This is a genomic window from Streptomyces sp. NPDC048484 (genome assembly GCF_040651415.1).
Taxonomy (GTDB): Bacteria; Actinomycetota; Actinomycetes; order Streptomycetales; family Streptomycetaceae; genus Streptomyces.
In genome coordinates, this window is the sequence record NZ_JBEZJY010000043.1 from 36379 (window position 1) to 56660 (window position 20282).

The following is a 20282-nucleotide window of genomic DNA, read 5'->3' on the forward strand; positions in this document are numbered from 1 at the left end:
GCTGCCAGACGCACCCACGTGATGTAAGGCGGCTCGAAAGACATGGTCAGTACCGAGTACGAGCGGAAGATCGCCGCCCGGTTCGCCACCTTCGACCAGGACGGCAACGGCTATATCGACCGCGAGGACTTCAACGCGGCGACCAAGGCGCTGCTCGCCGAGTTCGGCACGACGGCCCGGTGCGACAAGGGCCAGGCCCTGTACATCGGCGCGGAAGCCTTCTGGCAGGGCATGGCCGGCATAGCGGACCGTGACGGTGACCAGCGGATCACCCGCGAGGAGTTCGTGAACGGAGCCGTGAAGCGGCTGCGCGACAACCCCGACCGGTTCGCCGAGATCGCCCGCCCCTTCCTGGACGCGGCGCTCGCCATCGCGGACGGAGACGGGGACGGCTCCGTGACCGTCGACGAGACCGCGCGGATCCTCAAGGCCCTGGGCGTGTCCGAGGGGACGGCCGCCACCGCGGCCGGCGCGCTCGACGCGGACACCGACGGCCTTGTCACCGAGCCGGAGATCGTGAGCGGTTTCGCTCGTTACTTCACGGTGCCCGAGTAGCGCTCCCTGAGCCGGTACTTGAGCACCTTGCGCAGGGTCTCGTTGCGCGGAAGGGCGTCCACCACCTCCAGTTGCTCCGGCAGCTTGTGCACGGACAGCCCTTCCGAGCGCAGATAGGACGACAGGCCCGCCAAGGTGATCGGCGGGGCTCCGGCCGGCTGTTCGACCACCGCGCACACCCGCTCGCCGCGCTCCGTGTCCGGCAGCCCGATCACCGCGACGTCGCCGACGGCGGGATGGCGGTGCAGCAGGTCCTCGATCTCCTTGGCGGAGATGTTCTCGCCCTTGCGGATGATGACGTCCTTCAGGCGGCCCGTCAGGACGAGGTGGCCGCTCCCGGTGAGGTGTCCGAGATCCCCGGTGATCAGGAACCCGTCGTCGTCGAAGGCCTCCGCGGTCTGCGCCGGATCCAGATAGCCCCGGCAGACCGCCTCCCCGCGCAGCCGTACCTCCCCCTCCACGATCCGGATCTCCATGCCCTCGGGAGGCCTTCCCTCGGTCGTCGCGAGGTTCTCCTCGGAGTCGTCCGGTGAGCCCATGGTGATCATCGGGACCTCGGTCATGCCGTATCCGTGGGTCAGCCGGACCCCCATCTCGCGTACGACGGCGTGATGGACCTCGGGAGGCTTGGGGGCCCCGCCGCCCGCGAGGAGGCGCAGTGAGGGGATGAGCCTGGTGCCCGGCTGCTTGCGCTGCTCGGCCAGGAACATCGAGTAGAACGCGGTGGAACCGCCCGCCACCGTCACCCCGTGCTTGCGAAAGCCCTCCAGGGCGTCCGGCAGCGCGAACTTCTCGAAGAGGACCGCCGGGAACCCGTACAGCAGCAGCATGACCAGATAGTCGGGGCCGCCTATGTGCGCGAAGGGGAACGCGATCGAGCCGATGTCGGCGGCCGACAGGTGCAGCGCGTGGGCGAGGCAGGAGCCGCCGGCGATCAGCGAACGGTCCGTGTGCAGCACGCCCTTGGGGTCGGACGTCGTTCCGGAGGTCCAGTAGATCCAGCGCACGTCGGTGCCGCCGGTGGGTGGGGCGGGGAGCACCGACGGGTCTCCGGCGGGGAGCGAGTCGTACGCCTCGAAGACGCCCCGGGCCCCGAGGCGCTCCGCCATCGCGGTGTGGTCGAAGTCGCGCCAGGAGCCCGGCACGGCGAAGTAGGCGGCCTGTGACGCGCGCAGCGCGAAGGCGACCTCGCGGTCCCGGTAGAAGGGGATCACCGGTGACTGGACGGCCCCGAGCCGGGCCAGGGCCATCGCGAGCAGCACCGACTCGATCCGCGTGGGCAGCTGCCAGGCGACCACGGTCCCGGGTCCTACGCCCATGGCGTGCAGGCCCGCCGCGGTCCGCTCGGCGCCGGAGCGCAGCTCCTCGAAGGTGAGGGAACGGTCGTCCTGGAGGAGGACGGGGCGGTCGGGGGTGAGCGCGGCGCGGCGTTCGACGAGTTCCCAGAACGTGCGGGAGGCGCCCAGCGCGTGTGCGGTGTCTGTGCCTGTGTCGGTGGGCATGCCCGTACTCCTCACGGCTGACGGGTTAGTACGGCTGACGGGTGAGTACAGCTGACGGGTGAACACAGCCGGCTGTGAACTGACGGGTAGTCAGATTGATGCCAGAGCGTAGGCCTCGGCGCCTTGTCGGTCCAGGGGTGCGGAGCTAGCCTGCCCTCTGACGGGTCATCAGATTTGCCGCCGGAGAGGGCTGGACTCATGACCGAACTGCCTCGGATCATCAGCGTCGACGACCATGTGATCGAGCCCGCGCACCTCTTCGAGACCTGGCTGCCGAAGAAGTACCGGGACCGTGGCCCCCAGCCGCTGACGGCCGGTATCGGCGAGCTGGCCTATGTGGCCGGCAAGTACCGGATCACGATGGACCCGGACGGGCCGCCGACCGACTGGTGGATCTACGAGGACCTGAAGTTCCCGTACAAGCGCAACATCGCCGCCGTCGGCTTCGACCGGGACGAGATGACCCTGGAGGGCATCACCCGCGAGGAGATGCGGCCGGGGTGCTGGGATCCGGCCGAGCGGCTCAAGGACATGGACGCCAACCATGTGGAGGGAAGCCTGTGCTTCCCGACCTTCCCGAGATTCTGCGGGCAGACCTTCGCCGAGGCGCACGACAAGGAGGTCGCGCTGGCCTGCGTGCGCGCGTACAACGACTTCATGGTCGAGGAGTGGTGCGGCGACAGCGGCGGCCGGCTCATCCCGCTGTGCATCATCCCGCTCTGGGACATCGACCTCGCGGTCGCCGAGATCCGGCACAACGCGGCCCGCGGTGTGAAGGCCGTGACCTTCTCCGAGATCCCCACCCATCTGGGTCTGCCGTCCATCCACTCCGGCTACTGGGATCCGTTCTTCGCCGTCTGCCAGGAGACCGGCACGGTCGTCAACATGCACATCGGCAGCAGCAGCCAGATGCCCGCCGCGTCCCCGGACGCCCCGCCCGCCGTCCAGGCGTCCCTGAGCTTCAACAACGCCATGGCGTCGATGATGGACTTCCTGTTCTCCGGTGTGCTCGTGAAGTTCCCGCGCCTCAAACTCGCGTACTCCGAAGGGCAGATGGGCTGGATCCCGTACGCCCTGGAGCGCGCCGACGACGTGTGGCAGGAACACCGGGCCTGGGGCGGGGTGCGCGACCTGATCCCCGAGCCGCCGTCCACGTACTACTACCGGCAGATCTTCTGCTGCTTCTTCCGCGACAAGCACGGGATCGCCTCGCTGGACGTGGTGGGGCGGGACAACGCGACCTTCGAGACCGACTATCCGCACGTCGACTCGACCTTCCCGCACACCAAGGAGGTCGCCCTCGACCATGTGAAGGGCCTCGACGACGAAACGGTCTACAAGCTGATGCGCGGCAACGCCATCCGCATGCTGGACCTGGATCTGGACCGGGACCGCGACAAGTAATGGACCTCTCGTACTCGCCCGAGGACGAGGAGTTCCGGGCGCGGCTGCGGGAGTGGCTCGCCGAGGTGCTTCCCGGGCTGCCCGCGAAGCCCTCGCCCGACGACTGGCCCGGGCGGCGCGCGTACGACCTCGGATGGCAGCGCCTGCTGTACGACGCCGGGTACGCGGGGCTCCACTGGCCCGTGGACGCGGGAGGCCGCGGTGCCACGCCGACCCGGCACCTGATCTTCCTGGAGGAGACGGAGAAGGCGGGCGCCCCCTATGTCGGGGCCAACTTCGTCGGGCTGCTGCACGCCGGTCCCACGATCGCCGCCGAGGGGAGCGCCGCACAGCGGGCGCGCTGGCTGCCGCCCGTGCTGCGCGGCGAGGAGGTGTGGTGCCAGGGCTTCAGTGAGCCGGATGCCGGCTCCGACCTCGCGGCACTGCGCACCCGCGCGCACCGGGACGGCGACGACTACGTGGTGAGCGGCTCCAAGATCTGGACCTCGCACGCCGAAGTCGCCGACTGGTGCGAACTGTTGGTGCGCACCGATCCGAAGGCGCCCAAGCATCGCGGGATCACCTGGCTGGCGATGCCGATGAACGCGCCGGGGATCACGGTACGTCCCCTGCGTACGCTCGCCGGTTCGGCCGAGTTCGCGGAGGTCTTCCTCGACGAGGTGCGGGTGCCCGTCGCCCACCGGGTCGGCGAGGAGAACGACGGCTGGCGCGTGACCATGGTGACGCTGTCCTTCGAGCGCGGCACCGCCTTCGTGGGTGAGGTGGTCGCCTGCCGGCGCGTCCTCGGCGAACTGGCCCACGAGGCGCACAAGAACGGCCGCTGGGACGACGTGCCGCTGCGCCGCAGGCTCGGCAGGCTCAACGCCGAGTTCCGGGCCCTGTGGCGGCTGACGCAGTGGAACGTGAGCGAATCCGAGCGGACCGGCGGGGTGCCGGGCGTGGGCGGCTCGGTCTTCAAGCTGAGGTATTCGCAGGCACGCCAGGAGCTGTACGACGCGGCGGCGGAGGTGCTGGGCCCCGAGGGGCTCGACCTCGACAGGGAGTGGACGGTCGACCGGCTGTCGTCGCTCTCGTACACCATCGCGGCCGGCACCTCGCAGATCCAGCGGAACATCGTGGCCGAGCGGATCCTGGGCCTCCCGAAGGGACGGTGACCTGATGGACTTCCACCTCACCGATGATCAACGTGCCCTGCGGGCCGGGGTGTGCGAGCTGCTGGTACGGCGGTTCGGGCGGGAGCAGCTGCGGGCCGCCGTGGATCCGCCCCGGCACCAGGGGCCCGACGGACGCGAGGGCCCCGATGGACGGAAAAGGCCTGACGGACGCGAGGACCCCGACGGACGCGAGGGCCCCCGGGGCGGCGAGGGCCCGGCGGTCTCCCGCGGCCTCGACCGTGCGCTGTGGCGCGAGTTGGGTGAGGCGGGCTTCTTCGCGCTGCGGCTGCCCGAGTCGCGCGGCGGGGTCGGGCTGGGTCTTCCCGAGGCGGTGCTGGCCTTCGAGGAGGCCGGCCGGGCGCTGCTGCCCGGCCCGCTCGTGGCCACCCACCTCGCGGCCGGCGAAGTACCCGGAGCGGCCACCGGCGAGTGTGTCGTCGCGGCCGTCGACGGAACCCTCGTGGAGTGGCTGGACGAGGCGGACGTCGTACGCGGAGACGTGACGGACGCGGTCGCCATGCGCTCGGTCGATCCGCTGACACCGCTCCACCGGGTGCCCCGGGCCGCGCCCTGCGACCCGGTGGCCGTACTGCTGACCGCCGCCGAGCAGCTGGGTTCGGCCGCGCGCACCTGCGCGCTGGCCGTGCAACACGCCCGGACCCGTGAGCAGTTCGGACAGCCGATCGGGGCCTTCCAGGCAGTGAAACACCTCTGCGCGGAGATGCTGGTGCGCGTGGAGGTGGCGCGTTCGGCGGTGTACGCGGCAGCGGTCACGGGTGATCCGCTCGACATCGCGGCGGCCCGGCTGCTGGCGGACGAGGCAGCCGAGCGCGGCGCCCGCGACTGCCTCCAGGTGCACGGCGGCATGGGTTTCACCTGGGAGTCCGACGTGCACCTTCACCTGAAACGGGCCTGGTCGCGGGCCCGTCGTGGCCCGACCGCCGCCGAGGCCGAGGAAGCCCTCGCGCAGGACCTGCTGGCGGCCGGTCCCGCCGAGCCGATCGCCACCGGCCGCCGCTGATCGCCGCTGATTGCCGCCGATTGCCGCCGATCGTGGCAGATCCGGAAGGACTCCCGAGAGGTCCTAAGAGGTCCCCAGACGCCCAAGGGGCAGAAGTCACGGAATGTGGCATACCGGAATTACTGAGCGTTGATATCGGGTTGTGTCCTATGTGTGACTCGTCACGGCCTGGAGTCGGCGCCTCGCTCCGGTACCTTGTGTGGGATGCGAGTGGTTCTGAGGCCGGGCCATCGCGGCGTTGCCCCCGGGGCAGCCCCGCATCCGGTGTTGCGCGCGGCCTGCGAGGCAGGGAGCAGGACCGTTCCTGCCTGTTCGACTCCCCGCGGTGAGCGTCGCACAGTATCCCGCACACGTACTCCTTCGCGCTGGAATATGCCCGAAGCGCTTGTTGGCGTGACTGTACGTCAACGATGCTGTCTCCTGAGGGAATCACGTTCCGTGAACCCTCTTCTGACCACGATCGTGGCCCTTGCGAGGCGCGAGGCGATGTGTCCGCCGGTTCGGATGGTGTGAGCGGTGCAGGTGCTTCAAGTGCAGCTGGAGATCCGGCCCGACCCCGCGGAGGTGGGGCGAGCTCGGAGGTGGGCCCGTTCGCGGCTCGCGGGGTCCGGGATAGAGGCCGATGAGCCGCTGGCCGAGACGCTGATCCTGCTCGTCTCGGAGCTGGTCACCAATGCGGTGGTCCACACCGGCCGTCCCGCCGTCCTGCGCCTGTCGGTGCCGGACGCGGTGAGCGGGCCGACGGCCGGTGAGCGGGCCATCGGTGCGGTCGTCGCGACCGTCCGCCTGGAAGTGGTCGACGCCAGCACCCGGGCACCACGCCTGCGCTGCTCGGACGGCGACGACACCAACGGCCGTGGTCTCGCGCTCGTCGACGGCCTCGCCGACCGGTGGGGCTGGAACACCGAGGGCGCCGGCAAGCGCATCTGGTGCGAGGTGGACCGCTGTTCGGCGGTGGCCAGGGTCACCGCCGCCTGTGAAGCGGTTCCCACGGCGTACGGAGATCTGGCGTACGAAGCCGTGTAGTGCGTACGAAGCTGTGTAGCGCGTACGAGGCGAGATCGTGCCGTGCGACGAGGCCGTATGCGCGCGTACGAGGCCGCCCAACGCGCGGGAGTGGGCGCTCGGGCAGCGACGCGCCCGCTGGCGCACAGGTGGCACGGAGTCCAGGCCCCAGGTGTCCGCCATTGCCGAGTGCGCCGGGTCGTGCTTCTTCCCAAGAGGGTCGCAAAAGGGTGCGTAAGGCATGAATCCCCGGCTGGGTGTTGACGCGGAGTGTCCGTTTCATCACGCTTGTGTTCAGCGATTCACAGTGAGGGGACGGCGAGGACTTCGGTGACGGAAGCCCTCGGCGCATGTGGATCGCGATTCGGCGGCGGCTCCTGCGGGGCAGGGGCAGGGGCAGGGCGGGTGCGCCGGAGAGCCGGACGGCGGCGCGCGATGCCGCGCCCGGGATGAGGCGGAGCCAGGTCGGGCTCCTCTCGCCCGGGTGCGGGCGGCAGTGGGGGAGACGCGCGCCGCCGACCGACCCACGGGATCAGAGGATCGCGACCGGTGCCACGGGGGCTCCGGTGCCGCCGGTGAACGGTTCGGGTGTCGCCGACAGCAGGAAGGCGTAACGGCCGACTTCTCCACAGGCTGTGGACAACTTTTCGAGATTCCAGTTCTGGCCCTGAAGCATGCCCATTTCGACCAGATCGAGCGCATGGACGGGCAGCCACAAGTCTTCTATTTCGGGAGGAAATATCTCAAAGGTAAGGGTGTCGTTCGCGACCGCCGCGACGTCGCGGGCGTGGAACCACTCCGGAGTGCGCACGGACAGACCGGGGGAGGGGTAGGCGTACGCCTGCTTGTCGCCCGTGAGGTAGAGCTGCATCTGACCGGTGCGTACGAGGACGATGTCACCCGGACCCACCTTCGTCCCGCTCATCTCCTCGGCCGCTTCGAGGTCCTCCGGGGTCACCACGTGCCCGCCGTCGAGCCGTTCCTTGCCGAGTGCGCGGGCCACGTCCAGCAGGACGCCGCGCGAGACGATGTGCCGGGGCTTGTCGATGCCGCCGAACTCGGCGCCCCCGTGGGCCGTGATGGTGCCGGCGGGCCGGCCGTTGTAGAGCGTGCCCGAGTGTGAGACGTGACTGAGCGCGTCCCAGTGCGTGGCCGCCTGGAGGCCCATCGTCACGGCGTCGTCGCTGCACGCGACCGTGCCGGGGCCGAACAGCTCCTGGTTGATCTGCACCATCGCGTGCAGCGGATTGACCCGGCCCGGGATCATCCCCGTCTGCACGCCGTCCTGCCGCAGGGGCAGTGCGAGCGGCACGCGGTGACCGGTGCGGACCTGCGCGGCGGCCTTGCGTACGACCTCGTCGGTGATCAGGTTCAGGGTGCCGATCTCGTCGGCGGCACCCCAACGTCCCCAGTTGTTCACGCGCTTGGCGATCTCGTGGAACTCGGCCGGCAGTGACATGAGTACTCCCCGGGGCTTGTCTCCAGGTATCTGACGGGTCGTAGAATCTGAACCTGAGCCAAATCTAACGGTCCGTCAGAAACTGCGGGAAGAGGTCGGGACGTGGGGAACTTCTTGGCAGGCAAGGTCGTCGCCGTGACCGGGGCGGGCCGGGGCATCGGACGCGCGGTGGCCCTGGCGGCCGCGGCCGAGGGCGCGCGGGTCGTCGTCAACGACTACGGAGTGTCGATCGAGGGCTCGCAGCCGACGAGTTCGGTCGCCGACGCCGTGGTCAAGGAGATCGAGGCGGCCGGCGGAGACGCGGTCGCGGTGGCCGACGACATCTCCACCATGGCGGGCGGACAGCGGATCGTCGACACGGCCCTGGAGGCGTACGGGAGGCTCGACGGCGTTGTCTGCGTGGCCGGGATCCTGCGCGAACGCATGCTCTTCAACATGTCCGAGGACGAGTGGGATCCGGTGATCGCCACGCACCTCAAGGGCACGTTCACGGTCTTCCGCGCCGCCTCGGCCGTGATGCGGAGGCAGCGGTCCGGCACGCTGATCGGGTTCACCAGCGGCAACCACCAGGGATCCGTCTCGCAGCCCAACTACAGCGCGGCGAAGGGCGGGATCATCTCGCTCGTCCGCAGCGCCGCGCTCGGGCTCCACAAGTACGGGGTCACGGCGAACGCGGTCGCGCCGGTCGCCCGTACGCGGATGTCGGCGAACGTGCCGATGGAACTGAAGGAGATCGGCGAGCCCGAGGACGTGGCCGCGCTCGTGGTCTACCTGCTGTCCGAGCGGGCCCGGGAGGAGCGGATCACCGGGCAGGTCTACACGATCGCCGGACCGAAGATCGCGGTGTGGGCACAGCCGCGGGAACTCCGTTCCGGGTACGCGGAGGGGCGGTGGACGCCCGAGCGGATCGCGGACTTCCTGCCGGGCACCGTGGGGACGGATCCCATGCCGTTGCTGGCGCAGGTGGAGGAGATGGCCCGCGCGGCGCGGGCCGCGCGGGCCGCGGAGGGGGCGCCGTAGGGGTTGGGGTCGTGGGTCGGTGCGGGTTGGCTGTGGCTGGTCGCGCAGTTCCCCGCGCCCCTAAAAGCCTAAGGCGGTGGGAGGACAGGGTGGATTTCGGGTGCACGTTGGAGGACGAGGCGTTCCGGGACGAGGTGCGGGAGTGGCTGGCCGGGCGTGTTCCGTGGGCCGGGGATCGCCGGGGCTGGGAACGGACGCTCGGTGCCGCCGGGTGGATCGGGCTCGGGTGGAGGGAAGAGGGGTACGGGAACCGGACGGTCGGGCTCGGCCGGCAGGTGGTGTGGGCCGAGGAGTACGCCCGGTCGCGGGCGCCCACCCGCAGCGGGCACATCGGGGAGAACCTCCTCGCCCCGACTCTCATCGCGCACGGCAGCGCGGAGCAGAAGGCCCGCTTTCTCCCCCCGGTCGCCGCCGGTGACGAACTCTGGTGCCAGGGCTACAGCGAGCCCGGGGCGGGCTCCGACCTCGCGGGCATCCGCACGGAGGCCGTGCGGGAGGGCGACACGTACCGGATCACCGGGCAGAAGATCTGGACCTCGCTGGCGCACGAGGCGGACTGGTGCTTCGTGCTGGCGCGTACGGAGGCGGGCTCCCGCAGACATCGAGGGCTGAGTTTCCTGCTCGTGCCCATGGACCAGCCCGGGCGGATCGACGTCCGGCCGATCCGGCAGCTGACCGGGACCAGCGAGTTCAACGAGGTCTTCTTCGACGGGGCGCACGCTCGCGTGGAGCATCTCGTCGGCGGCGAGGGCAACGGCTGGCAGGTCGCGATGAGTCTGCTCGGCTTCGAGCGGGGAGTCTCCACGCTGGCTCAGCAGATCGGCTTCGCCCAGGAGTTGGCGCAGGTGGTGGAGGTGGCCGTCGCCACGGGAGCGGCCGACGACCCGGTCGTGCGTGACCTGCTCGTACGCCAGTGGGCCGAGCTGCGCACCATGCGGTGGAACGCCCTGCGGACGCTGGGGAGTTCGGCGGACCGGGGCGCTCCCAGCGTGGCCAAGCTGCTGTGGGGCCGGTGGCATCAGCGGCTCGGCGAACTGGCGGTGCGGGTGCGGGGCGCGGCAGCTTCGGTCGGCCCTGCGGACTGGACGGCCGAGGCGCCGTACGAACTGGACGCGCTCCAGCACCTGTTCCTCTTCAGCCGGGCCGACACCATCTACGGCGGCTCGGACGAGATCCAGCGCACGATCATCGCCGAGCGCGTGCTCGGCCTTCCCAGGGAAGCGAAGGGCTGAGGTCATGCGGGGTGTGGTCTTCGACGGCAGGCAGACCCAAGTGGTGGACGACCTGGAGATACGGGACCCCGGGCCGGGCGAGGTGCTGGTCGCGGTCGCGGCGGCGGGGCTGTGCCACAGCGACCTCTCCGTGGTGGACGGGACGATCCCCTTCCCCGTACCCGTGGTGCTCGGCCACGAGGGCGCGGGCGTCGTGGCGGAGGTGGGCCCGGGCGTCACCCACGTCCAGCCCGGAGACCACGTCTCTCTCTCCACACTCGCCAGCTGCGGTACGTGCGCGGAGTGCGACCGGGGCCGGCCCACCATGTGCCGCAAGGCGATCGGGATGCCGCAGCAGCCGTTCGTACGGGCCGGGCAGCCGCTGTACCAGTTCGCGTCCAACTCGGCCTTCGCAGAACGCACGTTGGTCAAGGCGGTGCAGGCGGTACGGATCCCGAAGGACATCCCGATGACCTCGGCCGCCCTGATCGGGTGCGGGGTGCTGACGGGGGTCGGGGCCGTGCTGAACCGGGCACGGGTGGACCGCGGGGACAGCGTCGTCGTCATCGGCACGGGCGGTATCGGACTCAACGTGCTGCAGGGCGCGCGGATCGCCGGTGCGCTCACTGTCGTGGCGGTGGATTCGAACCCGGCGAAGGAGGAAGTCGCGCGGCGGTTCGGGGCCGGCCACTTCCTCACCTCCGCGGAGGGGGTGAGGGACATCCTGCCGACGGGTGCCGACCACGTCTTCGAGTGCGTGGGAAGGGTGGAACTCGTCCGGCAGGCCGTCGACCTCCTCGACCGGCATGGCCAGGCCGTGCTGCTGGGTGTACCGTCCGCGAACGCCGAGGCGTCCTTCCTCGTCTCGTCGATGTTCCTGGACAAGTCGATCCTGGGCTGCCGGTACGGGTCGTCCCGGCCGCAGCGGGACATCGCGCTGTACGCGGACCTGTACCGGGAGGGGCGGCTACTGCTGGACGAGTTGGTGACGGGCACGTATCCCGTGGAGGACTTCGAGAAGGCCGTGGCCGACACGGGGGCCGGGCGGGTCGCCCGGGCTGTGCTGACGTTCTGAGGCTGTCCTTGCCGCCCTTTCCGACAGTGAGGCCTTTCCAACCTCAGGTAGCGGCGAGTTGAAGGATGAGGACAGCCTTCACGATGTCGGTGATCCGGTTGGTGCTGCAGCGGATCTTCCGCAGCAGACGCCAGCCCTTCAGGACGGACATGGCCTGGTCGCCGAGACAGCGGATTTTGGTGGCTGCTGTTGTGCCTGCGCTTTTACCACTTGAGCCTGCGGCCGCGGAATGGCACGCGGACGTGGCGGCCGGCCTCTTGATAGGCCTTGTCCGCTCAGCACTTCCGCCCGACGGCGGCGAGCGCGCCGATGATTCCGTGCCTTCGGGCCACAGCGAGATCGTGGGTGGCGCCAGGCAGTGCCGGTGAGGCCCACAGCAGCCGACCGGGTCGGTAAGGACCTGGACATTCATGCCGTGCAGTTTGTGCATGTTCTAGTAGTGCGGGGTATGTGCAGCGATCCGGTCGATCGGCAGGAGCGTCCGTCCCACATCATGAACGCCTTCGTCCGCGCCGACCGCATCGCCTCGGTCAGGGACGGGGCGAAGACGGCCAGGACGTCGACCGCCTCGCGTATCTAGCGGTACGCCATGACGATACCGATCCGGAACCTGGCGGCGAACTGCGCGGACGTGTCGCCGCACTTCAGGTAAGCCAGTGCGCGCAGGGCCTGACGGCCGACGGGCAAGCGCCGCCACCGCATCCCGATCTGCCGATGCCGGGCCCGGAGCCGTCCGGCCAGATGCCGCAAGCTGTGGCTCGTGCTGTGACCGTGAAGGTTCACCGAGTTGGGGGTACTGTCCGGGCATGAGCCAGTTTCCCTGCACTTTGGAAGCCCTCGTCGTGCGCACCGACTTCTCGGCAGACGGTGCTTGGGAGGCTCTGCGGGCGGCGCTGTTCTCGCCCAGTAAGGACGGCTTCTTGGCCAACGTCGCCCTTGTCGACGATCGGCAGTACGAGGGTTTGACGCCCGACCAGGCTCTCGATCTGATCCCCGCAGAGTACCAGCATCCACTTCTTGTCCTGGCGGACTCCGCAGCTGTCGCCTCGGCTGAACTGCCGCTCCTCGTGATGGACAGGCGGGGCGGGTGTGGGCGTTGTGTCCGCGTTGTGACAGCCGAGTTGTGGGGCATCGAGAACAACCTCTCCGGCGCGAACATGGACTTCGAGGAGTTCGTCGGCGCCGTCGATGACGACGCCGTGTTCCGAGGGTTTTGAATCATCGGTCGCCAGGCGGCGTCGGGCTGCGAGTGCTTGAGGGCGCCCGCCCCAGCGGATGCCTTGCACCCTGCCCAGACAGCTCACGTTCGATGACGCTGTGGAAACCATTGTCATGAGAGACCGCAGATAGCCTACTTTCCGTACTTCAAGGTGCGTTTGCGGGGAGGTAGGGGGGTGCTACGCCGCTGTCTTACGCGCGGTAGCCGGTCGCCTGGCCAAACTCTCCTCACTCGGCAGGAGTTAGGCCATGATGTCCTGTTATGAGGCGCAGAGAACGTGGTCGGGGGCCGCAGCATGTGGGCGGGATTTATCTGCTGGTGGCGGTGCTCGCGCTGCTCGCGGCACTCGATCTGGCTCGGCGCTTTGGTCTGGGGACGTCCGAGACTGTTGTGGCAGTGCTTCCCACTCTGGCGCCCGGGTACCTGGCCTGGGCGGCGTTTCATGCCGATCGCTCCGAGGCCAACTCTGTGGATGCGGAGCAGGTCTTGGAGCAATTGGCGGTGGCGGTCAAGAGCCAGTGGGACAGCGAGGCGGAGTTACGCCGGGTCAACGACCCCTATCCGTTGCCGGTCGCCTGGCGAGGCGTCGAAGACGACCTGGCTGAGTGGTGGCCACTGCTGAAGGGCCTCGCCCGGGCGTGGCCCGGAGGTCCTCCAGGTGACCCCGCTCTATGGCCTACGGATGCTGTCGGGCTGGCGGGCGAGGACGCGGAGATAGGCTCAGTGTTCTCCGGCCAGGTGCCCACCCGACGCCTGGTAATCCTGGGCGAACCGGGCGCCGGCAAGAGCGTGCTCCTAGTCCGACTGCTACAGGATCTCATCGAGCGTCGCTCCCAAGGTGACCCGGTTCCGGTGCTGTTTTCTCTGGCTTCCTGGAACCCCTACCAGCCGTTGAAGACGTGGATGGCCGACCAGCTACGCCGTGCCCATCCCGGTCTGGCCTCAGTAGCTCCTTGGCCTGTCACCATCACCGACCGCGTCAACGCCACGCCCAGCGATTTGGCCCTGTACCTGCTGAACGCGGGCCGCATCCTGCCTCTGCTCGACGGCTTCGACGAGCTTCCATCCACCCGGCACGCCATCGCACTGGACATGATCAACCGCACGTTGCCTGCCAGGCAGCCTCTGGTCCTGGCGAGTCGCACCGCTCCCTACCGTGCTGCCCTGAGTCGACCGGGTGCGGCCGTGCGCCTCAACGGTGCCGCGGCTATCCAGTTGCTGCCGCTCACGGCCCAGGCGGCTGCCGACTACCTGCGCCGTGATGCCGGGGGCTCCCATACTCCGGCCGCTGGACGCTGGACCAGCGTGATCACTCGTCTGGGCACCGCTGATCCCGTCGGCGAAGCTCTCGCCACGCCGCTGGGCCTGTTCCTTGCCCGCACTATCTACAACCCGCGCCCTGGCACACCCTCCGGATCTCCGCCGTCACCGCACCCGGACGAGTTGTGTGACACAGCCGCCTACCCTGACCCGGCCGCCATCAACGCCCGTCTTTTCCAAGCGTTCATTCCGGCCGCTTACGCGCCCTACCAGCCCAACCCGCCTCGCTGGACTGCTGAACAGGCTCACCGCACCTTTGTGTTCCTCGCGCAGTTCCTGCAGAACCAACATGAAGGCAGACCGGACATTGAATGGTGGGAGATGCCCCGAGCTATTCCGCTACACATCCGTCGCCTCGTGTTCGGGCTGGCATTCGGGTCTGTGGTCGGCCTTGTGGGTGGGCTGGCGGTCGGCATCGCGGGCTGCCTCGTGGCCGGGCCCGCAGACGGACTCATGGCCGGGTTGGTCACCGGCGTCGCAGCCGGCGGCGGGGCCGGCATTGCGGCCGGGCTCGCGGACCCTGTCCCGCCGGGCGTTAGGCTTCGCTACTCGCCGACCAGGCTCATGAGCTGGCTCTCGGTCGGCCCGGTGGCGGGGCTCATCGTTGGGTTCACGACCGCCCCCGAGGCCGGGTTGGCGGTCGGGATCATCATTGGCCTCCTGGTCAGCCTAGTGGTTGGGCTCGCCGGGGCGTTTGAGGCCGATGTTCCCGACCTGACTGCTGTCTTGGGGCCCGTCGCACTGCTCGGCTTGGATCGCCGCACGTTCTTGATGGTCGGGCTCACGGTGGGGCTGGCGGTCGGGCCTTTGTTCGGTCTCGGGTTCGGCCTCGGTCTCGGGTTCGTGGTCCTGCCCCTGCTCGTGGGCTGGACCTCGTTCGGGATCGTGATCGTGCTTCTGGGCTGGATTGCGGGTGGCCTTGCGGTCGCTCTTACGGGCGGGCTGGTCCAGACAGTCTGGGGGTACTTCGTCATGGCGCGTGCCTACCTGGTGATGCGCCGCAAGGTCCCGCGGGATCTCATCGCGTTTCTGCAGGACGCGCACGAACACCGCGGCGTGTTGCGGCAGGTCGGAACGGTGTACCAGTTCCGGCATATCGACCTGCAACGCCACCTCACCCAATGAGATCTTTCCAACCTGGGGCCCTTGCGGTGGAGTTGGGGTGCTGTTCAACATGACGGAGGTCCCGGAATACGGGTGATCTTGGTCGAGAACCTGTCTACCAGGAGCTTTGCCTCGTCGTGCAGCAGTCCAACTCAACGATGTCGCCATCAGGTTGGACTGGTTACCTTCCGGGCGCCATCAAGTATTTCGTAGGCGACGATAGCTGACCAGGATAACGCAAGATACTCCTCTCATCTTCGTATGACGCGGGCCAGAAGGGGATTTTTGTGCGTTCACGGCGGTTGTCGGCTCGCTATGGTGTGGCCGCCGTTTGTCCGGACGGAGCAGCCCTTGACCACAGTTCCTCGGCGTGCTCGGCGAATCGTTCGAACATCCCGCCGTCGCCGTACTTGCGCAGATGCAGGAGTGGTGAGTCATGACCGACCATGCGCGCCAGGTGGGGAGTGACGAGCGCTTCATCGTCGAAGCGAAAGACCGACAGGGATACATGGTTTGCCGCATCGTCGGGTGCAGAGAAGCGTGTATCCAGCCCCTCATGCGATCCGAGCTTTTCGAGGTGCTCAAGAGTGATTCGAATGCGCGTGGACACGGTGAGCGCCACGTCCTCAATCTGTTCCCTGCTCTGGGTTACTTCCCCGTTGGGGTCGCCCAGCAGAAACCGCACACGGCATCCACTGGCAAGTTTCCGTCGCAGCGTGGCAACGAATGTGGGTTGGTCCAACCATAGGAAGTAGTTCGTGTATCCCGCGAAGAAAAGATCCCTGGTGGTGTTGGCGACCAGTTCACCCCAAACAGTGGACGGGCAGGATGACCGGTAAGGGTAGGAGCGGACGATCTCCCTGTCGCCGCCGGTCTTGATTCGGTTCTTTACTGCTTTCGGCCACAGCATGTCTTCGTCAACTCCCAACGCCGAGCAGGCGTCTTCCCGATTCCTGGCATGTGGAATTAGTTCGGCGTTTGCGACCCATCGTTCAATGGTCTTCCCGGAGACGCCGACTCTGACCGCGAGCTGGCGTGGCGAGATCCCTGCGGACTCCATAGCTGATCGTAGGGCCGTATTCAAGGTTCTCCCCGGGGACGTTTGGGCGTTCTTGCACGCTACCGCCGAGGCGTCCCAACTGTCCCTGGACCTGGAGAAATACGTCCCTGAGGGGCCCTCAGTATGGCCAGACAGCAAAGACCCCGGCGGCCGTGCGACCGGCCCCGGGGCGTGGACCACCTGAGAGAGCAGGCAGCCAATGCACTACCTATCACGACTACTCGAATGGGTGAGAGCGGCCCTGGTCGGGATCCGTACGCCGGGCAGGTGCAGCCGCGCCCAGGCGGCCGACATCGCCCAGGACACATCCCACACCGCCCAGGGCGTGCCTCCTCAGGGGTGGCGCCCGGACATCGCGGGCGCTCGCGTACCGCGTCGGGAGAGGCGGGTGCCGATGCCCCAGGCGCGGCGGAAGAAGCCGGAGGATCGTGCGCAGTGGTTCCCGCCGCGCTCCTGGGACACAGGCGCCATGGTTCGTCCGTACGTCGCCAACCTTGTTGATACGCGGACCCTGCGCCCAGGTACACCGGCAGACCCGTGGGGAGTAGCGCGGTGAATGGCCAAGGGGCGTCCGAGAGCGTCACCGTGGGCACCCGGCATCCGGCGTTTCACGCCCTGCTACGACACGCGACGAAGTGTGTTCTGTGCACGAACGGCGCCTACTGCATCACGGGCGGAGTCCTGGTCAAGACACTGCGCGAGGCGTCCGGAGAGGAGGCGTGATCACAGTGGCCATGACCATCGGCGTATACCGGATCGATGGTGAAACGGGGGTCCGGACACGCGTCCAGCGAACGCGGACTGTCCGTCCGGCAAAGACGCCGGAACTGTCCCACCGCTTCCCGCCGTGCACGTGTCCGCGCTGCACAGGGAATCGACCGCCCAAGGGGGCAAGGTGACCCGCTCCGCAGTCAAGACCGCCGCACCCGCACGTCCTTGGGGGCCGATCGACTCGCCCCGTACCCGACTGTCACCTACCGTCCGCACGCGTCGGTCACACTCGACCCCGACACCCAGCTCGGTGTTTACGCGGACCACACCGGCCAGGCGATCGACATGGGCAAACACGGCACCAGCAAGGGCACCGAGACGAAGACAATCACCAACTCCGACTCCGCGCCCGACGAGGGGCACGACCAGGACCCTGCCCGACCCTACGGAGAAGGCGCTCCTCGCCTACCTGGACCACTTCGGGCTGGTCTCGGGGAGCTTCGATCTCGCCGTGGACAAGAGGCGGCCTCTGGTGGCTGGAGCTGAACCCGAACGGACAGTGGGGGTGGCTGGAGGAGTCCACCGGCCTTGCGATGTCCGCCGCATTCGCTGACCTGCTGACGCAAGGAGCTGCTCCATGACCGACACTGCACCTCAGCGACAGGCTCTCGCCGGACGCCTGACCGAGGCGGGCGTCCTCGTCAGCCCCCGGTGGCGGGAAGCCGTGGAGGCCGTACCCCGGGAGCTGTTCCTGAACCCGGGCGTGTTCCTGCCAGCCGAAGGCGGCCGGTGGCGCCCGGTCACGGCCCTCGGATGCGACCCGGACGCGTGGGCGCAGATCGCCTACCGCGACGACTCCTTGACCACCCAGCTCGACGGGCACCTCACCGCCGATCAGGTCTGCGACCCGGTCACGGGCTCGCCGACCTCCTCGTCCACCACTCCGGTCACCGTCGTGGACATGATCGAGAAGCTGGAGGTGGAAGACGGGCATCAGGTACTGGAGATCGGCACAGGCACCGGCTACTCCTCCGCCCTCATGTGCCGACGCCTCGGGGAGGACAACGTGACCACGGTCGAAGTGGATCCCGCGGTCGCGGCCCGTGCGGATGCCGCGCTGGAGACGGCCGGATACTCGACCTGGACCGTCACCGGAGACGGGCTCCTGGGCCACCCCCACCGCGCACCGTACGACCGCGTCATCGCCACCTGCGCGGTGCGCCGCATCCCCTACACCTGGATCCGCCAGACCAGGCCGGGCGGCATCGTCCTCGCCACGGTCGGCGGCTCCTGGCACTACGGCACAGGGCTCGCCAAGGTCACAGTCGCCGAGGACGGCACCGCCGAGGGCAGGATCATCGGCCGCTCCTCGTTCATGCAGGCCCGCTCCCAGGCGGAGATGCCGATCACCGGCGACCTGTCCGCCCGCACCGCCTACGCCGACACCGAGCGGGAGACCAAGGTGTCCCCGCTGCTGCTGGAGAAGTGGATGCCGGCCTTCCTCGCCCATCTCTCCGCTCCCGGAGCGCGCTTCACCCGCGCCACCTCCCTGGAGGGGAACCGGCTGCTGTACCTCTTCGATCCGGACCGCGAGTCGTTCGCGTCGTTCATGGAGAAGGGACCGACATGGACGGTGCGCCAGGGCGGCCCGCTGCCGCTGTGGGACACGATCGAACAGGCCCTCACCGCGTGGCAGGACGCCGCAAGCCCCGACATCACCGCCGTGCGGCTGCGCGTCACTCAGGAGAGCCACACCTACTGGGTCGAAGGCCACTCGGCGTTGCGTTGGCAGCAGCACCTCCTCTGAGCGAGGGCGACGCGATGCGTTATGTGTTATGTATCGGCGGGCACCGCCGTTACGGAGTGATCCGGTCACCGTGGGTAGCCGGCGTTGGTCGCAGGGCGGTGGCGAGCATCCCCCGGGCGTCTTGGCGGCGCGCCTGCCCGGGCAGGCGCGGGAGGGGTCCCGGTCGGGTCGGGTTTCATGGAGACCATGATGCGTAGAACGTCATCCGCCGCCGCCGTCGCGTTCATTGTCGCTGTCGTGTTCGCCGCTCTCACGTCGTGTTCCCCGGATTCTTCGGACGGATCCCCCGCTGAGGGTCGGCCCAGCGTGTCCGGCTCCCGGTCACCGGCGCTCGACCGCACGGAGACGGCCACGCCGTCGCCCACGCCGACCGGGCCGTGCGCTGACGGGACGTGCGAGATCGAGGTCACGGCTGGCGACGTCGTGACGGTGCCGGAAAAGTACGGCCTCGGGCCGATCGAGGTGAAGGCGATCACCGGGGACCGGGTCGAGATGGTCGCGCCGCTGACGGGGTCGGGCTTCAGCGTTTCGGGCTGTGCCGGTGGCGGCGGCGTGTCGTCGGAGGGTGGCGGCGGCGTTGGGCTGAGCTGCGGTCAGGGACCCGCCGCGACCATCAACGACGCCATGAGCCTGCAGGTCGTCGAGATCCTCGACACCGCCGCCGTCCTCCGTATCGAACCCGCCGGGTGACGTACGGCTCGACCCGTGGGACAGGGCTCCCTCGCGGTTCCGTACGAGGGTGCCGGTCCCGCGGGGACAGCGCCGGGAGCGCTGAGGGCCGGGGCTCGTGGGCGTCGCCTGCTCGGCCTCGGCGTGCAGCTGTTCGGACAGGCGGTGCATCACCCTCCCTCAGCCTTCGGCCGGGGATGCCTCTGTGTTCCTCGTCAACTTTGAGGTGGTTCGCCGTGGATCGAGGTTTCTGACGGCTCCAGGACCTTGGGAGTGCCCGCTCTTGCTCTTGATGGCACGTCCGGAAGGACAACAACTTCAAGGAACAAACTCAACGACCGGTGGAGATCCCCCAGATCCCGGTGGCCGTGAACACAATGCCGATCCCGAAAGGAAGCGCAATGCCCAGAAACCGTTGCCAAGCGGTGTCGAGTCGTGCGGTCTTCGGGGCATCGGGGAGGTAGCGCACCGGGGCCCGACCGCCCACGGGCAGGCCCTTGACTCCGGATCCATTGGCCTGGAACTCGTGCGGACTGCCCTGTGCATCAACGAAGCTGATCACCGCGAAGTAGTGGAATCCTCCCTGGTTTCGGCTGGCGTGGTGTCTGACCACCAGCCCCTCGACACTGATACCTCCGCGTCGGAGGCGGCGCCGGCGCACGACATCGTGGATGCCGACTCCGATGATGGCGGGGCCTGCCAGTAGAAGCAGCACGAACAAAAACCACACGGTCGCCTCCCCTCCCGCCTGCATTTGCAGGGCTGTACATGCGTCTTCCCTTGCAGGATTGGACGATGCGCTGAGTTGATGCGGTTCCTTGTGGTCCATCAGGAGTGCACCACGCGGAGGAGCGGGTCGCGCTCGCGCATGACCGGCCGTCAGGCTCCTTTTTTCTTCGGGTCGGACCGCGAGCGGTACTCGGTGATGTCCGGAGGGCTGTATGTCCTTGGTCAAACGAGGCGGGGGTTGTCACTGGGACTCTGAA

At 68.6% G+C, this 20282-nt stretch carries 17 protein-coding genes and 3 pseudogenes; 15 read left to right on the top strand and 5 right to left on the bottom strand.

Annotated elements, in window-relative coordinates; genetic code table 11:
* Positions 1-42 precede the first annotated feature (42 nt).
* Positions 43-555, top strand: a complete 513-nt coding sequence (locus AB0D14_RS34345; protein ID WP_362786906.1) for an EF-hand domain-containing protein — start codon at positions 43-45, stop codon at positions 553-555.
* Here AB0D14_RS34345 and AB0D14_RS34350 read toward each other — a convergent pair.
* The gene (locus AB0D14_RS34350) at positions 534-2057 is read right to left on the bottom strand and encodes an AMP-binding protein (RefSeq protein ID WP_362786908.1); all 1524 of its coding nucleotides are present in this window, start codon (positions 2055-2057) and stop codon (positions 534-536) included. The genes AB0D14_RS34345 and AB0D14_RS34350 overlap by 22 nt on opposite strands.
* Before the next feature lie 198 nt (positions 2058-2255).
* On the opposite strand from AB0D14_RS34350, the gene AB0D14_RS34355 reads away from it, so the two are divergent.
* From AB0D14_RS34355 to AB0D14_RS34370, 4 genes are all read left to right on the top strand, one after another.
* Entirely contained in the window at positions 2256-3461 is a 1206-nt protein-coding gene (locus AB0D14_RS34355; protein WP_362786910.1) for an amidohydrolase family protein, read from the top strand.
* The gene (locus AB0D14_RS34360) at positions 3461-4615 is read left to right on the top strand and encodes an acyl-CoA dehydrogenase (RefSeq protein WP_362786912.1); all 1155 of its coding nucleotides are present in this window, start codon (positions 3461-3463) and stop codon (positions 4613-4615) included. The genes AB0D14_RS34355 and AB0D14_RS34360 overlap by 1 nt, the downstream gene beginning before the upstream one ends.
* 4 nt (positions 4616-4619) lie before the next feature.
* Positions 4620-5636, top strand: coding sequence for an acyl-CoA dehydrogenase (locus AB0D14_RS34365; RefSeq protein WP_362786916.1), 1017 nt, complete (start codon positions 4620-4622; stop codon positions 5634-5636).
* Between the two features lie 531 nt (positions 5637-6167).
* Complete coding sequence (locus tag AB0D14_RS34370) at positions 6168-6662, top strand: ATP-binding protein (protein ID WP_362786971.1); 495 nt, start codon at positions 6168-6170, stop codon at positions 6660-6662.
* 511 nt (positions 6663-7173) lie between these two features.
* On the opposite strand, the gene AB0D14_RS34375 is transcribed toward AB0D14_RS34370, so the two are convergent.
* Positions 7174-8100 carry a cyclase family protein gene (locus AB0D14_RS34375; RefSeq protein WP_362786918.1) on the bottom strand — a complete coding sequence of 309 codons (927 nt, stop codon included), beginning with the start codon at positions 8098-8100 and terminating at the stop codon, positions 7174-7176.
* Between the two features lie 102 nt (positions 8101-8202).
* Here AB0D14_RS34375 and AB0D14_RS34380 point away from each other — a divergent pair, with 102 nt between their 5' ends.
* From AB0D14_RS34380 to AB0D14_RS34390, 3 genes are all read left to right on the top strand, one after another.
* Complete coding sequence (locus tag AB0D14_RS34380) at positions 8203-9120, top strand: SDR family NAD(P)-dependent oxidoreductase (protein ID WP_362786920.1); 918 nt, start codon at positions 8203-8205, stop codon at positions 9118-9120.
* Positions 9121-9209: 89 nt separating this feature from the next.
* A complete protein-coding gene (locus AB0D14_RS34385; protein WP_362786922.1) occupies positions 9210-10352 on the top strand; it encodes an acyl-CoA dehydrogenase family protein in 1143 nt (380 codons plus the stop codon).
* Between the two features lie 4 nt (positions 10353-10356).
* Positions 10357-11406 (top strand): Zn-dependent alcohol dehydrogenase, encoded by a 1050-nt coding sequence (locus AB0D14_RS34390; protein ID WP_362786923.1) that lies wholly within the window; start codon positions 10357-10359, stop codon positions 11404-11406.
* Positions 11407-11449: 43 nt separating this feature from the next.
* Here AB0D14_RS34390 and AB0D14_RS34395 read toward each other — a convergent pair.
* Positions 11450-12189: pseudogene (locus tag AB0D14_RS34395) on the bottom strand (transposase family protein).
* Between the two features lie 23 nt (positions 12190-12212).
* Here AB0D14_RS34395 and AB0D14_RS34400 point away from each other — a divergent pair.
* Both AB0D14_RS34400 and AB0D14_RS34405 read left to right on the top strand, forming a co-directional pair.
* The gene (locus AB0D14_RS34400; RefSeq protein ID WP_362786925.1) at positions 12213-12623 is read left to right on the top strand and encodes a hypothetical protein; all 411 of its coding nucleotides are present in this window, start codon (positions 12213-12215) and stop codon (positions 12621-12623) included.
* Between the two features lie 299 nt (positions 12624-12922).
* Positions 12923-15070: an NACHT domain-containing protein gene (locus AB0D14_RS34405; protein ID WP_362786927.1), complete on the top strand. Its 2148-nt coding sequence runs from the start codon at positions 12923-12925 to the stop codon at positions 15068-15070.
* Positions 15071-15362: 292 nt separating this feature from the next.
* Here AB0D14_RS34405 and AB0D14_RS34410 read toward each other — a convergent pair whose 3' ends face one another.
* On the bottom strand, positions 15363-15959 hold the full coding sequence (locus tag AB0D14_RS34410; RefSeq protein WP_362786928.1) for an XRE family transcriptional regulator: 597 nt from the start codon (positions 15957-15959) through the stop codon (positions 15363-15365).
* 702 nt (positions 15960-16661) lie between these two features.
* On the opposite strand from AB0D14_RS34410, the gene AB0D14_RS34415 reads away from it, so the two are divergent.
* From AB0D14_RS34415 to AB0D14_RS34435, 5 genes and pseudogenes are all read left to right on the top strand, one after another.
* Positions 16662-16832, top strand: a complete 171-nt coding sequence (locus AB0D14_RS34415; protein WP_362786930.1) for a hypothetical protein — start codon at positions 16662-16664, stop codon at positions 16830-16832.
* Between the two features lie 36 nt (positions 16833-16868).
* A pseudogene (tgmA, locus tag AB0D14_RS34420) lies at positions 16869-17192 on the top strand (putative ATP-grasp-modified RiPP); the annotation flags it as partial.
* Positions 17193-17253: 61 nt separating this feature from the next.
* Positions 17254-17461: pseudogene (locus AB0D14_RS34425) on the top strand (ATP-grasp ribosomal peptide maturase); the annotation flags it as partial.
* Positions 17458-18627, top strand: a complete 1170-nt coding sequence (gene tgmC, locus AB0D14_RS34430) for an ATP-grasp peptide maturase system methyltransferase (RefSeq protein WP_362786932.1) — start codon at positions 17458-17460, stop codon at positions 18625-18627. The pseudogene AB0D14_RS34425 and the gene tgmC, both read left to right, overlap by 4 nt.
* Positions 18628-18933: 306 nt before the next feature.
* On the top strand, positions 18934-19317 hold the full coding sequence (locus tag AB0D14_RS34435) for a hypothetical protein (protein ID WP_362786934.1): 384 nt from the start codon (positions 18934-18936) through the stop codon (positions 19315-19317).
* Between the two features lie 310 nt (positions 19318-19627).
* On the opposite strand, the gene AB0D14_RS34440 is transcribed toward AB0D14_RS34435, so the two are convergent.
* Positions 19628-20125, bottom strand: a complete 498-nt coding sequence (locus tag AB0D14_RS34440; RefSeq protein ID WP_362786936.1) for a DUF3592 domain-containing protein — start codon at positions 20123-20125, stop codon at positions 19628-19630.
* Positions 20126-20282 lie beyond the last annotated feature (157 nt).

Excerpts from the sequence above, each read along its gene's own strand:
- AB0D14_RS34345 (WP_362786906.1), top strand. The coding sequence starts at position 43 with ATGGTCAGTACCGAGTACGAGCGGAAGATCGCCGCCCGGTTCGCCACC.
- AB0D14_RS34350 (WP_362786908.1), bottom strand. The coding sequence starts at position 2,057 with ATGCCCACCGACACAGGCACAGACACCGCACACGCGCTGGGCGCCTCC.
- AB0D14_RS34355 (WP_362786910.1), top strand. The coding sequence starts at position 2,256 with ATGACCGAACTGCCTCGGATCATCAGCGTCGACGACCATGTGATCGAG.
- AB0D14_RS34360 (WP_362786912.1), top strand. The coding sequence starts at position 3,461 with ATGGACCTCTCGTACTCGCCCGAGGACGAGGAGTTCCGGGCGCGGCTG.
- AB0D14_RS34365 (WP_362786916.1), top strand. The coding sequence starts at position 4,620 with ATGGACTTCCACCTCACCGATGATCAACGTGCCCTGCGGGCCGGGGTG.
- AB0D14_RS34375 (WP_362786918.1), bottom strand. The coding sequence starts at position 8,100 with ATGTCACTGCCGGCCGAGTTCCACGAGATCGCCAAGCGCGTGAACAAC.
- AB0D14_RS34390 (WP_362786923.1), top strand. The coding sequence starts at position 10,357 with ATGCGGGGTGTGGTCTTCGACGGCAGGCAGACCCAAGTGGTGGACGAC.
- AB0D14_RS34400 (WP_362786925.1), top strand. The coding sequence starts at position 12,213 with ATGAGCCAGTTTCCCTGCACTTTGGAAGCCCTCGTCGTGCGCACCGAC.
- AB0D14_RS34410 (WP_362786928.1), bottom strand. The coding sequence starts at position 15,959 with ATGCTGTGGCCGAAAGCAGTAAAGAACCGAATCAAGACCGGCGGCGAC.
- tgmC (WP_362786932.1), top strand. The coding sequence starts at position 17,458 with ATGACCGACACTGCACCTCAGCGACAGGCTCTCGCCGGACGCCTGACC.
- AB0D14_RS34440 (WP_362786936.1), bottom strand. The coding sequence starts at position 20,125 with ATGGACCACAAGGAACCGCATCAACTCAGCGCATCGTCCAATCCTGCA.